Here is a 14,579-nt window from a genome sequence, read left to right as displayed (position 1 = left end):
TTGCGCGGGAGTGCCACGAACGGCGTGAAGTTGCAGTTCTCTCTTTGGGCTATGACGACCGCTGACTTCTCATCCGCGCACGTCAATGTATGGGGCCATGCGGGCTGGCGAATACCACCCCAAGGAAGGATGTATCAAATTGCCTCACTAACCAATTCTGGTGATGCGCATCGCTTCGGATTCTGCGGGGCAGTTGGGCGCCAGGCCCTGCGCGGCAATGCGGTAGCGATGGCCGTTGACTTCCCGTTCGAGGATGCGCATCATTTTTTCATGCAGCATCTCCGAGCCAAAGAATCAAGCGAAATCCAGTATCTACGCGGCATTCCGACTCGATGCCGCCGCGGAACAACACCGAGCTTGCGAAGGTAGGGCTAGGAGCGCGCCTCGTCTGCAGGAAAGACCCGCGCGCACAGAAAGTCGACCAACGCCCTCACCTTGGGCGAGGGATGCCTGCTCGCCGGCCAGAGCACGTGAAAGGCCTTGGCCGGCCCCACATGGCCCGACAGCACCTGGCACAGGCTGCCATCGGCCAGTTGCTCGCGGATGGCGAAATCCGGCAGGCAGGCAATGCCCAGGCCGCACAGCGCAAAACACAGGCGCGTCTCGATGTTGTTGCAGATCATTGATGTCGGCAGCGCCAGCTCGGGCTCGCCCGGCGCGCGTTGCAGCGGCCAGGCCTCGAGCTTGCCGGTGTGGGGAAAGCGGTAATGCAGGCAGGCATGGGCGGCCAGGTCGGCAGGCACCTTCGGCGTGCCACGCTGCGCCAGGTAATCGGGCGATGCCACCAGCATCGCCTGGAACGCACCCAGCCTGCGCGCCGACAGGCGCGAGTCGGCGGGCTCGCCGGTGCGGACCACCGCATCGAAGCCCTCCTCGATGACATCGACCAGTTGGTCGGTGAAATCCAGGTCCAGCTCGATGTCCGGATACGCGCGCATGAAATCGCCAAGCACGGGCAAGACCAGTGAGCTGACCAGCGGCAGGCTCACGCGCAGGCGCCCGCGCGGCGCCGCGGTGGCTTCGGCCAGCTCCAGCTCCGCCGCTTCGATCTCGGCGAGCACGCGGCGGCTGCGCTCCAGGAACAGCGTGCCTTCGGCGGTCAGCGTCACGCTGCGCGTGCTGCGGTGGAACAGCCGTACGCCGAGCCTTTCTTCCAGGCGCGCCACGCTCTTGCCGACGGCGGAGGCCGACACCCCCAGCAAGCGTCCCGCCGCGACAAAACTGCGGGTCTCGGCCACCTGCACAAACACTGCGAAGCCACTGAGGCTATCCATGATGCCCCCCCGATTGCGGACACAAAGTTCCGGAGAAAAAGGAACTGTAGCCCACTTTTTCTTTAATGGCCGGGTCCTTATCGTGAGCGGGTACTCATTGAACAAGGATTCCGCTGTGTCCCTCCCCACGATTGCACCGCGTCCAGGTGTGTCCCATGTATCCCCCCTGAATGCGCGCATCGACGTCGTGGTCCGGCAGGCGCTGGAGCAACGGCGGCTGGTCGGCGCCGTCGTGCTGGTCAGCCGTGACGGCGAACCGGTCTACCAGCAGGCGGCAGGCCTGGCCGATCGGGAAAGCGGACAGTCGATGCGCATGGATGCGGTGTTCCGGCTGGCTTCGGTAAGCAAGCCGATCGTCTCCGTGGCTGCACTGGTGCTGGTGGCACAAGGCCATCTCGACCTTGACCAGGGTATCGACCGTTGGCTGCCCGAATTTTGCCCGCGCCTGGCCGACGGCCGACCGGCACGTATCACGGCGCGGCAGCTGCTGAGCCATACCGCGGGGCTGGGCTATCGCTTCTTCGAGTCCGGCGAAGCCGGACCCTATGCCCGCGCCGGTGTCTCCGACGGCATGGACGACACCACCATCAGCCTGGCGGAAAACCTGCGGCGCATCGCGAGCGTGCCCTTGCTGTACGAACCGGGTACCGCGTGGGGCTACTCGCTCGCGACCGACGTGCTGGGCGCGCTGATCGAGCGCGTCCATGGCACGCCGCTCGACACGGCAGTGCGCCAGCTGGTGACGGGCCCGCTGGGCATGGACGACACCGGCTTCGTGGCACGCGATGCGCACCGCGTGCCGACCTCGTATGTGAATGACAGCCCGCACCCGCACCGCCTGCGCGAAGGCGAAACCGTGCCCGTGCTCGAAGGCACGGTTGGCATTCCCTACAGCCCCGCCCGCCTCTTCAACGCGCGGGCCTTCCCGTCCGGCGGCGCCGGCATGGCGGGCACGGCGCAAGACTTCCTGCGCCTGCTGGAAAGCTTGCGCCAGGGCGGCGGCGTGTTGCTGCCATCCGCCCTGGTCGAAGACATGGCGCGCGACCAGACCGGCGGCCTGGACCTGCCCGATGCGCCGGGAACCGGCTTCGGGCTGGGCTTCTCGGTGCTGCGCGATCCGCGCCGGGCGGGCTCCCCGGAATCCACCGGCACCTGGCGCTGGGGCGGCGCCTACGGCCACGCCTGGTTCGTCGACCGCAGCCAGGGGCTGAGCGTGGTGGCGTTCACCAACACGCTGTACGAGGGCATGTCCGGCCGCTTTGTCACCGATCTGCGCGACGCGGTCTACGGTGTCGCCCCCGCTGCCGCGTAACCCTCCACGCAACGCATCACCCCTGATCAAGGCGCCAACATGACCACAGCCACCAACACGCTTGCGAACGATGCACAGCAGGGCACCCAGCCTGCGCGGCTACCGCTTCCGGCACTGCTTGCGCTTGCCGTCGCAGGCTTCATCACCGTCCTGACCGAGGCCTTGCCGGCAGGGCTGCTGCCGCAGATCGGCGCGGGCCTTGCCATCTCCGAGCCGCTTGCCGGCCAGCTCGTCACCATCTACGCCTTCGGTTCTCTGGTAGCCGCCATGCCGCTGACGGCAGCCACGCAAGGGCTGCGGCGACGGCCGCTGCTGCTGCTTGCCATCGCGGGCTTTGCCGTCGCCAACGCCGCGACGGCCTGGTCCGGCAACTATGTCCTGACGATGGCGGCGCGCTTTCTTGCGGGGGTCTCGGCCGGACTGCTGTGGGCGCTGCTGGCTGGCTATGCCGCGCGCATGGTTCCCGATCACCTCAAGGGCCGGGCCATTGCTGTCGCGATGGTTGGCATCCCCCTGGCCTTGTCGCTGGGCGTGCCATCCGGGACCTTCCTCGGTGCGCTCATGGGCTGGCGCGCGTGCTTCGGCATCATCAGCATGCTGACGCTGGGCCTGGTTGCCTGGGTGCTGGCCAGCGTGCCGGATTTTGCCGGCCAGCCCGCCGGCCAGCGGCTGCCGATCGCGCGCGTGTTCACAGTGCCGGGCGTGCGTCCCGTGCTGTTCGTGACGCTCGCCTTCGTGCTGGCGCACAACATCCTCTACACCTATATCGCGCCGTTCCTGCGAGCCGGCAACGCCGGGGCACGGCTTGATCTGGTCCTGTTCGTGTTCGGCGTGGCCTCGCTCGCCGGCATCTGGATCACCGGCGTACTGATCGACCAGTGGCTGCGGGCGCTGACGCTGGCCAGCACCCTGCTGTTCGAGCTTGCGGTGCTGGCGCTTGGGGCCGGGGGCGGGCACCCGGCCGTGGTCTATGCCGCGGCCGCGATCTGGGGCCTGGGCTTCGGCGGCGTTTCCACGCTGTTCCAGACGGCGCTGGCAAAGACCGCCGGAAAGTCCGCGGACGTGGCCCAGTCGATGCTGGTCACGGCCTGGAATATTGCCATCGCCGGCGGCGGCGTCATTGGCGGGCTGCTGCTCGATGGCTTCGGGATCGGCGCATTCCCGCCCGTGCTGGCTGCCCTGCTCGCCGCCACCTGGCTGGCGGTCTGGTCGGCGCGCAGGCATGGCTTTCCGCCGCGCGGCTGAGGTACAGGACGGCAGGCCTAACCGGCCGATGCCTCCAGCCAGGCCAGTTCCTCTTCATCGAAGCCCGCCGCGCGCCGCGCCTCGAGATTGAACGGCCCGCGCAGCTTCGGCGCGCGGTACTGCCCGGCCAGCTGCGCGTAGGTGGCAACGGGGTCCAGGCCGCGCTGCGCGCACAGCCAGCGGTACCAGTGGTTGCCGATGGCGACGTGGCCGACCTCGTCGCGCAGGATGATGTCGATGATGGCCGCGGCGGCGTGGTCGCCGGCGCCGGCCAGCCTGGCGCGCACCGGCGGCGAGGCATCGAGCCCGCGCGCCTCCAGCGTGCGCGGCACCAGCGCCATGCGCGCGAGCACGTCGTCGGCGGTCTTGTCGGTCATCTCCCACAGGCTGTTGTGGGCAGGGAAGTCGCCGTAGGCCGCGCCCAGCGTGCCAAGGTGGTCGGCCAGCAGCGTGAAGTGGTACGCCTCTTCATCGGCCACGCGCAGCCAGTCGCGGTAGTAGCCGGGCGGCATGCCGGCGAAGCGCCAGGCCGCGTCCAGCGCCAGGTTGATGGCATTGAACTCGATATGGCACAGCGCATGGATCATCGCCGCGCGCCCGGCCGGGGTATGCAGCGAGCGGCGCCGCTCGACGCCCTGCGGCGCCACCAGCGGCGGCCGCGCGGGGCGGCCGGGAATGGCCTGGCCGGCACCGGCCTGGATCGCCTCGCCGGCGGCAAGCGCCTCGTCCGGCAACGTCGTCACATGGCGGTAAAGTGCCCGCGCCGCCACGGACTTCTGCCGGGGATCCGTCATGCACAGCACCGCCAGCGCCTGGTGGCGCGGCGAAAGTGACGGTTCAGGCAAGGCGGCGGCGGGTGTTTTTTCTGGCATGAGCGTAAAATCCGGGTCTGCCGCCATTGTAGGGCCTGGCCGGTGCCCGACTGCCGGGCAAGCCGCGCAGTCGCCTTGGCGCCGCGCGCCCGCACCCCACCCTGGCCCTTTAAAGTCCGGCGGCAACCCCCACTTCAACAAAAGCCTTTCGTGCAGGAGACCTCATGGCGCTTTACCAGCTCGGCGATGTCAAGCCCAATATCGACAGCGATGCCTACGTGGCCCCCGAAGCCACCGTCATCGGCAACGTGACCCTCAAGTCCCGCGCCAGCGCCTGGCCCGGTGTCGTGATCCGGGGCGACAACGAACCGATCGTGGTGGGCGAGGACACCAACATCCAGGAAGGCTCGGTGCTGCATACCGACCCGGGCTGCCCGCTGACCCTGGGCGACAAGGTCTCGATCGGCCATCAGGCCATGCTGCATGGCTGCACTGTGGGCGAAGGCTCGCTGATTGGGATCCAGGCCGTGGTGCTGAACCGCGCCGTGATCGGCAAGGAATGCCTGGTCGGCGCCGGTGCCGTGGTGACCGAAGGCAAGGTCTTCCCGGACCGCTCGCTGATCCTGGGCGCGCCGGCCAAGGTGGTGCGCCAGCTGACCGACGCCGACGTCGCCAACCTGTACCGCAACGCCGAGACCTACGCCACCCGGCAGGCCATGTACAAGCAACAGCTCAAGCGGATCGGCTGACGACCGCGGCGGCACTTACCGAATCATCGACAGATTATTGTGACCGATACCACCACCCCCGACACCCTGCAGAAATTCCTGTTCGACGCGGCTCCCGTGCGCGGCGAGCTGGTGCGCATGGAAGCCACCTGGCAAGAAGTGCTGGGCCGCCACAGCTACCCCGCACCGGTGCGCCGGCTGCTGGGCGAAATGATGGCCGCCGCGGCGCTGCTGTCGGCCAACCTGAAGTTCAACGGGGCGCTGGTGATGCAGCTGCACGGCGACGGCCCGGTGCGCATGCTGGTGGTGGAATGCCTGTCCGACCTGTCGATGCGCGCCACCGCCAAGCTGGCCGAGGACGCGCACATCGCCGACGACGCCACGCTGGCGCAGATGGTCAACGCCCACGGCCACGGCCGCTTTGCCATCACGCTTGACCCGAAGGACAAGCTGCCGGGCCAGCAGGCGTACCAGGGCATAGTGCCGCTGGCCGACGCGCACGGCCCGCTGGCCTCGATCAGCGCCGTGCTGGAGCACTACATGCAGGCGTCCGAGCAGCTCGACACGCGCCTCTGGCTGGCGGCGGACGACCACGTCGCCGCCGGCATGCTGCTGCAAAAGCTGCCGGCCTACGGCGGCACCGCGGAAGTCGGCGAGACCGGCGCGCCGCTGGCCAGCCATGCCCGCGCGCAGGACCTGGACACCTGGGACCGCGCCGTGCAGCTGGGCGCCACGCTCAAGGCCGACGAACTGCTGGCCGAGACCCCCGACACCCTGCTGCGCCGCCTGTTCTGGGAAGACCTGCAGGCCGCCGGCCTGCGCGTGTTTGAGCCGCTGACGCCGCATTTCCATTGCTCTTGCTCGCGCCCCAAGGTGGCGGGCATGCTGCAGTCGCTGGGCCAGGAAGAGATCGAAGGCATCATCGCCGAGCGCGGCCAGGTCGAGATCCACTGCGACTTCTGCGGCCTGCGCTATGAGTTTGATCCGGTCGACTGCGCCCAGCTGTTCTCGGCCACCCATATCGCCACCGGCGCCGGTGCCGGCGCGCACCAGCACCACTGAGCGGCGGGCGCGGGGCGGCACGGCGGAAACAACCGCCCTGCCGCCCTGTCCAACGGCTGTACGATGGCAGCATCCAACTGCCGCAAGCGAGCCTGAGAACAGCCATGTCCGCCCGAGCCACCTCCTCCCTGCCTGAATCTCCCGCCATCGTGCCGGCCGTGCTGCGCGGCATTGCCGCCTGCGCCGCGACCGGCGCACTGCTGCTGGCCGCCGGCTGCGCAGAGCTGCCGCGCGACGTCAACGGCTCGCCGCCCACGGCGCGGCTCACGCCCAACGCCATCCCGCCAGCGCCGCTGACGGCCGACGACAAGGAGAAGCTCGACACGCTGAACCAGCAGATACTGCGCGAGCAGGCGGCCGTGATCGCGCTCGACCAGCAGGCCGCGGCCGCGCGCGCGGCTTATGGCTATCCGAACACCAGCTGGAACCTGTATTACGGGGGATGGGGTGGCGGCCACTGGGGCGGCGGCGTCAGCGTCGGCATGCCCGGCTGGGGCTGGGGCGGTTATCCGTACGGCTGGTGGTGACGACAGCGAGAAGCAAGGCGCCTCTTAGTGGCCACCTCTGCCGGCGACCGAATTCGGCGGCGGCGGCAACGGCGGCGTGGCGCTGACCTTGGGCGCCGGCGCGACAAACTGCACGAAGACCTCGCCTTCCTTCACCATGCCCAGCTCATAGCGGGCACGTTCCTCGATCGCGCCGGTGCCGTCCTGCAGGTCGGCGACTTCGCCTTCCAGCTTGGCGTTGCGCAGCTTGAGCGTCTGGGTGCGGGTGCCCTGCTCGGTCAGCTGCCGGTTCAGGTCCCACACGCGCAGCCATCCGCCCTTGCCCAGCCAGAGTGGGTACTGGATGGCAAGCAGCAGCACGAACAACAGCAGCGAGATCAGGCGCATGAAAGATGGCGGACAGGAAATTCCGCACAATGATCTGCGAACTCAGCCTATAAGGCAATTGCCAGGCAGATTTCGATACAAAAACGGCGGCGGCCAGGGAATCCCGGCCGCCGCCATTCCATCCGCTTGCTGCCGCTCCCGCGCGAGCGGGAACGACGGGGCAAGGTGTCAGCGCAGATTGTAGAACGCGCCCTTGCCCGGGTAGCTGGCGATATCGCCCAGGTCTTCCTCGATGCGCAGCAGCTGGTTGTACTTGGCCATGCGGTCCGAGCGCGACAGCGAGCCGGTCTTGATCTGGCCGGCGTTGGTGCCCACGGCGATGTCGGCGATGGTGCTGTCTTCGGTCTCGCCCGAGCGGTGCGAGATCACGGCGGTGTAGCCGGCGCGCTTGGCCATCTCGATGGCGGCGAAGGTTTCGGTCAGGGTGCCGATCTGGTTGATCTTGATCAGGATCGAGTTGCCGATGCCCTTCTCGATGCCTTCCTTCAGGATTTTGGTGTTGGTGACGAACAGGTCGTCGCCCACCAGCTGCACGCGCGTGCCCAGCTTCTCGGTCAGCGTCTTCCAGCCGTCCCAGTCGCCTTCGGCCATGCCGTCCTCGATCGACACGATCGGGAACTTGTCGCACAGGTTGGCCAGGTAGTCGGCGAACTGCGTCGAGGTCAGCTTCAGGCCTTCGCCCTCCAGCTGGTACACGCCCTCGCCTTCGTGGTAGAACTCGCTGGCGGCGCAGTCCAGTGCCAGCAGCACGTCTTCACCGGCGCGGTAGCCGGCCTTCTCGATGGCCTGCACCACGGTGTTCAGGCATTCCTCGTTGGACGAGAAGTTGGGGGCGAAGCCGCCCTCGTCGCCGACCGCGGTGGACATGCCCTTGTCGGCCAGGATCTTCTTCAGCGCGTGGAAGATCTCCGCGCCGCAGCGCAGGGCTTCGCGGAAGCTGGTCTGCGACACCGGCATGATCATGAATTCCTGGATGTCCAGGCTGTTGTTGGCGTGCGCGCCGCCGTTGACGATGTTCATCATCGGCACCGGCAGTTGCATCGCGCCCGAACCGCCGAAGTAGCGGTACAGCGGCAGGCCGGCTTCTTCAGCGGCGGCCTTGGCCACGGCCATCGACACGGCCAGCATGGCGTTGGCGCCCAGGCGGCCCTTGTTCTCGGTGCCGTCGAGGTCGATCAGGGTGCGGTCCAGGAAGGCCTGCTCGGAGGCATCCAGGCCCATGATGGCTTCGGAGATTTCGGTGTTGATGTGCTCGACGGCCTTCAGCACGCCCTTGCCCAGGTAGCGCGACTTGTCGCCGTCACGCAGTTCGATGGCTTCGCGCGAGCCGGTCGACGCACCCGACGGCACCGCTGCGCGGCCCATCACGCCGGATTCCAGCAGCACGTCGCATTCGACGGTGGGGTTGCCGCGCGAGTCGAGAACCTCGCGACCGATGATATCTACGATTGCACTCATGAATTCCTCTCTGACTGTTGATTCTTGCTGCTGCTGATTACTTCAAGCTGTGCCCGTGTCAGGCGCATGTCAAACTGCCCGACAACCCTCAGGCAGCGCCTTCCACCACGATCATGTTCATCTTTGCCGCGTGCTCGCGCGCCTTGCGGGCGGCGCGATAGGCTTCGCCGTCGTGGAACGACTTGGCGGCTTCATAGCTGGGGAATTTCAGCACCACGACGCGGGTCGGCGCCCACTCGCCCTCCAGCGGCTCGGTCTTGCCGCCGCGCACCAGCACTTCGGCGCCATGGATCTGCATGGCCTTGCTCGAAAGCACTTTGTACTCTTCGTACTGCTGGGGGTCGGTCACGTCGACGTAGGCGATGATATAGCCCGCGGCCATGGAAAATCTCCCGATTTTTTGTATTGTCTTTCGATATGGTTTGTCACCACCGGCATTGCGGTGGTGACAAAACCGGGCCTGCTCAGGCGCAGGCCGGCCAGCCGAAGTTGTCTTCCAGAAAGCCGGCACGCTTGACCAACGTGTCCAGGTCCTTGAGCACGGCCAGCAGTTCCTTCATGCGCGACAGCGGCACCGCGTTGGGGCCATCGGACATGGCCTTGCTCGGGTCCGGGTGCGTTTCCATGAACAGGCCCGCGACGCCGGTGGCGACGGCGGCGCGCGACAGTACCGGCACGAACTCGCGCTGGCCGCCCGAGCTGGTGCCCTGGCCGCCCGGCAGCTGCACCGAGTGGGTGGCGTCGAACACCACCGGAGCACCGGTCTCGCGCATGATCGCCAGCGAGCGCATGTCGGACACCAGGTTGTTGTAGCCGAACGAGACACCACGCTCGCAGGCCATGAAGACGTCATCGGGCAGACCGGCTTCGCGCGCGGCGTCGCGCGCCTTGTCGATCACGTTCTTCATGTCATGCGGCGCCAGGAACTGGCCCTTCTTGATGTTCACCGGCTTGCCGCTCTGAGCGCAGGCACGAATGAAATCAGTCTGGCGGCACAGGAAGGCCGGCGTTTGCAGCACGTCCACCACGGCGGCGACGGGCTTGATCTCGTCGATCTCGTGGATGTCGGTCAGCACCGGCACGCCGATCTCGCGCTTGACCGTCGCCAGGATCTCCAGGCCCTTTTCCATCCCCAGGCCGCGGAACGACTTGCCCGAAGACCGGTTGGCCTTGTCGAACGACGACTTGTAGATGAACGGGATGCCCAGTTCAGCGGTGATGGCCTTGAGCTCGCCGGCCGTATCCAGCGCCATCTGCTCCGACTCGATCACGCACGGACCTGCGATCAGGAAGAACGGCTTGTCGAGGCCGGCCTCGAATCCACAGAGTTTCATGACTGTCTCTCCTGCTTGCCGCCGGGGCTTACGCGCCCTTGCGCTGCTGGCTGGCCAGCGCGGCTTCGACGTAGGCCTTGAACAGCGGGTGGCCGTCGCGCGGCGTCGAGGTGAATTCCGGGTGGAACTGCACGCCGACGAACCAGGGGTGCATCGACTCGGGCAGCTCCATCATTTCCGGCAGGTTTTCGGTCGGCGTGCGCGCCGAGATCACCATGCCGGCCTTTTCCAGCGTCGGCACGTAGTGATTGTTGACCTCGTAGCGGTGACGGTGGCGTTCATTGACCTCGGCGCCGTAGATCGTCGCTGCCTTGGTGCCTTCCTTGACCGGCACGCGCTGGGCGCCCAGGCGCATGGTGCCGCCCAGGTCGGAATCGGCCGAGCGCTGCTCGACCTTGCCTTCGCGGTCCACCCACTCGGTGATCAGCGCGACCACCGGGTGCTCGGTTTCCAGGTTGAACTCGGTCGAGTTGGCATCGGTCATGCCGGCCAGGTGGCGGGCAAACTCGATCACGGCCAGCTGCATGCCCAGGCAGATGCCCAGGTACGGGATCTTGTTCTCGCGGGCGTACTGGATCGCGCGGATCTTGCCTTCCGTGCCGCGCTTGCCGAAGCCGCCCGGCACCAGGATGGCATCCAGCGGGGCCAGCACTTCGAGGTGGCCCGATTCCAGTTCCTCGGAATCGATGTACTCGATGTTGACGCGCGTGGCGGTGTGCATGCCGGCGTGGCGCAGGGCTTCGATCAGCGACTTGTACGACTCGGTCAGGTCGACGTACTTGCCGACCATGCCGATGGTGATCTCGTGCTCGGGATTTTCCTGGGCGTTGACCAGCTTCTGCCACATCGACAGGTCGGCGGGCTTCGGGTCCAGGCGCAGCTCCTCGCAGATCAGGCGGTCCAGGCCCTGCTCGTTGAGCATCTGCGGGATCTTGTAGATGCTGTCCGCATCCCACACCGAAATCACGGCGTCTTGCGGGATATTGGCGAACAGCGAAATCTTGGCGCGCTCGTCGTCCGGGATCGGGCGGTCGGCGCGGCACAGCAGCGCGGTCGGCGAGATGCCGATTTCACGCAGCTTCTGCACCGAGTGCTGGGTCGGCTTGGTCTTGAGCTCGCCGGCGCTGGCAATGAACGGCACCAGCGTCAGGTGCACGAAGGCGCAGTGGTTGCGGCCCATGCGCAGGCTCATCTGGCGCGCGGCTTCCAGGAACGGCAGCGATTCGATGTCACCCACGGTGCCGCCGATTTCCACCAGCGCCACGTCGGCCTTGCCGTCGTGCGACGCCGCGGCGCCCCTTTCGACGAAGGCCTGGATCTCGTTGGTGATATGCGGGATCACCTGCACGGTCTTGCCCAGGTATTCGCCGCGGCGCTCCTTGCGGATCACCGATTCGTAGATCTGGCCCGTGGTGAAGTTGTTCGACTTGCGCATCTTGGCCGAGACGAAACGCTCGTAGTGGCCGAGATCGAGGTCGGTTTCAGCGCCGTCTTCCGTGACAAACACCTCGCCATGCTGGAAAGGGCTCATCGTGCCGGGATCGACGTTGATGTAGGGATCTAGCTTGAGGAGGGTGACTTTGAGGCCGCGCGACTCAAGAATGGCCGCGAGCGAGGCAGCAGCGATGCCCTTGCCGAGAGAAGAGACGACGCCACCGGTGACGAAGACGAATTTGGTCATAAACCGAGCTTGCCGGGGAAATCGGGATTATACATGAGAGCCCGATTCCCGCCGACCCGGAAATTGTGACAGCACCCCTCCTCGGCGGGGCTGCAACAGGGTTTTCCGGTGTGTTGCGGCGCATGCGCCGCAACACCCGCCTCAGCGCCCCTCGCGGCGCATCGCGCCGATCAGGTCGCGCACCAGCTGCGCTGTCTCCTGCGGCCGCTCCATCGGGTACAGATGGCCGCCTTCGATAAAGCGCAGGTTCGGACCGACCAGCTTGCGGGTGGCACCCAGCCCGCACTGGCGCACCTCGCGGGAACGGGTGCCGGCGACAAAGCCGACCGGCACCGGCGCGCCGCGCGCCACCTTGCGCCCCAGGCTGGTCGGCAGCGTGCGGTAGATCCAGTATTCGACCTCGCGGTCAAAGCGCAGCCGCCGCTCGTTGTCCTTGCCGGTCGGCTCGGTGCCGTGGATGGCGTAGTCGCGCAGCACTTCCTGGTCCCATACCGCGAAGTTGGGCTTGGCGCGGAAGTGTTCCCAGACCGCCTCGGCATCCGGCCAGTGGGTGCGCCGGTTTTTGGTCACCGCCGCCGGGCCGGGCTTTTCGTCCATGCCGAACATCTGGGCGGTCTTCAGCAGCGAAGCACGCCAGCCGGCAATGATCGGCGAATCCAGCATCACCACGCCGCGCACGCGCTCCGGGCGCCGCAGCGCCGCCATCAGCGACAGGAAGCCGCCCAGCGAATGGCCCACCAGCCACACCGGCTCGCGGTACTGGCGGTCAATCTCGCCGAGCAGCTCCTCCACCAGGTGCGGCCAGCCGCGCGTCACCGGGAATTCGGGCTTGTGCCCGTAGCGGTCCACGGCGCGGAATTCGAAGTCGCCGTCCAGTTCGCCGAACAGCTTGCGGTAGGTGGTCACCGGAAAGCCGTTGGCATGGGAAAAATGAATGATCTCGCGCATCGCTTGCTTCCTCGCCCGGCCCTCAGTCCTGGGTACGCGACGGATTGCGCTTGGCGCGCACCGGCTGGCCCCAGCGGTCGGCCTCGCCGGGACGCGCCAGCGAGAATTCGGCGGGCGCGGCCGGATCCCACTCCGGGTTGTGGATCTCGCCGAAGACCTGGCGCAGGCGCTGCCCCCAAGTATCGCGGATCATGCGGAAGTAGGCGTTGCGCTCGTCGATGTTGACGAAGCGCGTCACGCACAGCGTATCGGCCTCATAGACCAGCAGGTCCAGCGGCAGGCCGACCGAGATGTTCGACTTGAGCGTCGAATCCATCGAGATCAGCGCGCATTTGGCCCCCTCGGCCAGCGGCAGCGACGGGTGCACCACGCGGTCGACGATGGGCTTGCCGTACTTGGCCTCGCCGATCTGGAAATAGCAGTTCTCGGGCGTGGCCTCGACAAAATTGCCCGCCGCGTAGATGTTGAACAGGCGCACTCGCTCGCCGCGCACCTGGCCGCCGAAGATCAGGCTGACATTGAATTCGATGCCGGCATCGCGCAGCGCATGCGCATCGCGCTTGTGCACCTGGCGCACCGCCTCGCCGACGATGGAAGCGGCGTCGAACATGTCGCGCGCAGTCCACAGCGAGCGCTTCTCGTCATGGTTCTCGGCCAGGATCTGGCGCACCGACTGGCTGATCGCCAGGTTGCCGGCGGTCATCAGCACCATCACGCGGTCGCCGGGTTCTTCGAACACCGTCATCTTGCGCGACGTGGAGATGGCATCTACCCCCGCATTGGTGCGGGAATCGGACAGGAATACCAGGCCGGCATCCAGCCGCATGGCTACACAGTAAGTCATGGTCTTGTTTTGGCGTGCTTCGCGGCGGCCGGAAGTGGCCAGCCGATGGCCTGCATACCCCGGATTCTAGCGCCGGCGCCGCGGCACCGCGCCCTGTCTGGAATCAGGCACCTAATCAGGGAAAAAGCGGCGTTATGCTCACATCGACTTCAAGCGTCTCGCCGGACCCCCCTTCCAGGATGCCCCTTACCGGTGCAGCCGACGCGTAATCGCGCCCCACCGCGAGGCGTATATGACGCTCGTCGGTCAGGCAGCCGTGGGTGATATCGACGCTGCACCACACCTCGCGCGCCGGGTCCAGGCATACGTCGGCCCAGGCATGGCTGGCCATCTCGATCGCGGCCGGATCGTAGAAGTATCCGCTCACATAGCGTGCCGGGATACCCAGCGCCCGGCACGCCGCCACCATCACCTGCGCCTGGTCCTGGCACACGCCGCTGCCCAGGCTGAAGGCCTCGGCCGCCGAGGTGCCGACGTCAGTGGTGTTGGGCTTGTAGCGCACCCGCTCCGCAATCCCCTGGGCCAGCGCCAGCAGCGCCGGAATCTCGTGCCCGGCCGCCAGGAACGGTGCGGCAAACGCCTGCATCTCCGGCGGAGCCGAGGTCAGTGGCGTGCTGCCGAGGAAGTACAGCGGCGACACCCGCGCTTCGCCGGGGGGCGGTGCGTCGCAGAACGCATGGTGGCCGTCCCGGTCGAGGTCGCCATGCGGCTGCAGCACTTCCACCTCCCCGCTGGCTTCGATCGAAATGGTGCTAGTCGGTCCGGCCACCGTGAAGTTGTGCACGATGTTGCCGAAGCCGTCATGCGCCGCTGACGGATTGCCAGGCGCGACCAGTTGCCAGCGGTGCACGGTCTGCAGCGGGCCCGAACGCGGCTCGAGCCGCACTTCGTGCACGCTGCGGCGCACCGGCTCGGCGTAGCGGTAAACAGTATGGTGGTGGATCTTGTATTTCACGGTATCAGGGCGCGGCGGCGGCACATGGAGGCT

The 14,579-nt window shown here is 67.0% G+C and carries 15 protein-coding genes; 5 read left to right on the top strand and 10 right to left on the bottom strand.

The window, feature by feature from the left end:
* Window positions 1-371: 371 nt before the first annotated feature.
* A complete protein-coding gene (locus tag CNE_RS05565; RefSeq protein ID WP_013956150.1) occupies window positions 372-1,274 on the bottom strand; it encodes a LysR family transcriptional regulator in 903 nt (300 codons plus the stop codon).
* Between the two features lie 115 nt (window positions 1,275-1,389).
* Between CNE_RS05565 and CNE_RS05560 the strand changes: the two genes are divergently transcribed.
* Both CNE_RS05560 and CNE_RS05555 read left to right on the top strand, forming a co-directional pair.
* Window positions 1,390-2,586: a serine hydrolase domain-containing protein gene (locus CNE_RS05560; RefSeq protein WP_041227835.1), complete on the top strand. Its 1,197-nt coding sequence runs from the start codon at window positions 1,390-1,392 to the stop codon at window positions 2,584-2,586.
* 39 nt (window positions 2,587-2,625) lie between these two features.
* Window positions 2,626-3,831 (top strand): MFS transporter, encoded by a 1,206-nt coding sequence (locus CNE_RS05555; RefSeq protein ID WP_013956148.1) that lies wholly within the window; start codon window positions 2,626-2,628, stop codon window positions 3,829-3,831.
* A 17-nt stretch (window positions 3,832-3,848) separates the two neighbouring features.
* Here CNE_RS05555 and CNE_RS05550 read toward each other — a convergent pair whose 3' ends face one another.
* A complete protein-coding gene (locus tag CNE_RS05550; RefSeq protein ID WP_013956147.1) occupies window positions 3,849-4,730 on the bottom strand; it encodes a ferritin-like domain-containing protein in 882 nt (293 codons plus the stop codon).
* Window positions 4,731-4,867: 137 nt separating this feature from the next.
* On the opposite strand from CNE_RS05550, the gene CNE_RS05545 reads away from it, so the two are divergent.
* From CNE_RS05545 to CNE_RS05535, 3 genes are all read left to right on the top strand, one after another.
* A complete protein-coding gene (locus CNE_RS05545) occupies window positions 4,868-5,392 on the top strand; it encodes a gamma carbonic anhydrase family protein (protein ID WP_010808992.1) in 525 nt (174 codons plus the stop codon).
* Window positions 5,393-5,431: 39 nt separating this feature from the next.
* On the top strand, window positions 5,432-6,433 hold the full coding sequence (hslO, locus tag CNE_RS05540) for an Hsp33 family molecular chaperone HslO (protein ID WP_013956146.1): 1,002 nt from the start codon (window positions 5,432-5,434) through the stop codon (window positions 6,431-6,433).
* A gap of 104 nt (window positions 6,434-6,537) precedes the next feature.
* A complete protein-coding gene (locus tag CNE_RS05535) occupies window positions 6,538-6,960 on the top strand; it encodes a hypothetical protein (RefSeq protein WP_013956145.1) in 423 nt (140 codons plus the stop codon).
* Between the two features lie 24 nt (window positions 6,961-6,984).
* Here CNE_RS05535 and ftsB read toward each other — a convergent pair whose 3' ends face one another.
* From ftsB to CNE_RS05495, 8 genes are all read right to left on the bottom strand, one after another.
* Window positions 6,985-7,326, bottom strand: a complete 342-nt coding sequence (ftsB, locus tag CNE_RS05530) for a cell division protein FtsB (RefSeq protein ID WP_013956144.1) — start codon at window positions 7,324-7,326, stop codon at window positions 6,985-6,987.
* 168 nt (window positions 7,327-7,494) lie between these two features.
* The gene (eno, locus tag CNE_RS05525; protein WP_013956143.1) at window positions 7,495-8,784 is read right to left on the bottom strand and encodes a phosphopyruvate hydratase; all 1,290 of its coding nucleotides are present in this window, start codon (window positions 8,782-8,784) and stop codon (window positions 7,495-7,497) included.
* Between the two features lie 88 nt (window positions 8,785-8,872).
* Entirely contained in the window at window positions 8,873-9,166 is a 294-nt protein-coding gene (locus CNE_RS05520; protein WP_013956142.1) for a DUF1330 domain-containing protein, read from the bottom strand.
* Between the two features lie 82 nt (window positions 9,167-9,248).
* Window positions 9,249-10,118, bottom strand: a complete 870-nt coding sequence (gene kdsA / locus CNE_RS05515) for a 3-deoxy-8-phosphooctulonate synthase (protein ID WP_010808998.1) — start codon at window positions 10,116-10,118, stop codon at window positions 9,249-9,251.
* A gap of 28 nt (window positions 10,119-10,146) precedes the next feature.
* Window positions 10,147-11,799 carry a CTP synthase gene (locus CNE_RS05510; protein ID WP_010808999.1) on the bottom strand — a complete coding sequence of 551 codons (1,653 nt, stop codon included), beginning with the start codon at window positions 11,797-11,799 and terminating at the stop codon, window positions 10,147-10,149.
* 141 nt (window positions 11,800-11,940) lie between these two features.
* Window positions 11,941-12,747, bottom strand: a complete 807-nt coding sequence (locus CNE_RS05505; RefSeq protein WP_013956141.1) for an alpha/beta fold hydrolase — start codon at window positions 12,745-12,747, stop codon at window positions 11,941-11,943.
* A 22-nt stretch (window positions 12,748-12,769) separates the two neighbouring features.
* Window positions 12,770-13,591 carry a proteasome-type protease gene (locus tag CNE_RS05500; RefSeq protein WP_013956140.1) on the bottom strand — a complete coding sequence of 274 codons (822 nt, stop codon included), beginning with the start codon at window positions 13,589-13,591 and terminating at the stop codon, window positions 12,770-12,772.
* Between the two features lie 115 nt (window positions 13,592-13,706).
* Window positions 13,707-14,546, bottom strand: coding sequence for a transglutaminase family protein (locus tag CNE_RS05495; RefSeq protein WP_193351049.1), 840 nt, complete (start codon window positions 14,544-14,546; stop codon window positions 13,707-13,709).
* Between the last annotated feature and the right edge of the window lie 33 nt (window positions 14,547-14,579).

Source organism: Cupriavidus necator N-1 (assembly GCF_000219215.1).
Classification (GTDB): Bacteria; Pseudomonadota; Gammaproteobacteria; order Burkholderiales; family Burkholderiaceae; genus Cupriavidus; species Cupriavidus necator.
The sequence above is the reverse complement of the archived record's forward strand: the minus strand, read 5'-3'. Positions and strand labels throughout refer to the sequence as shown.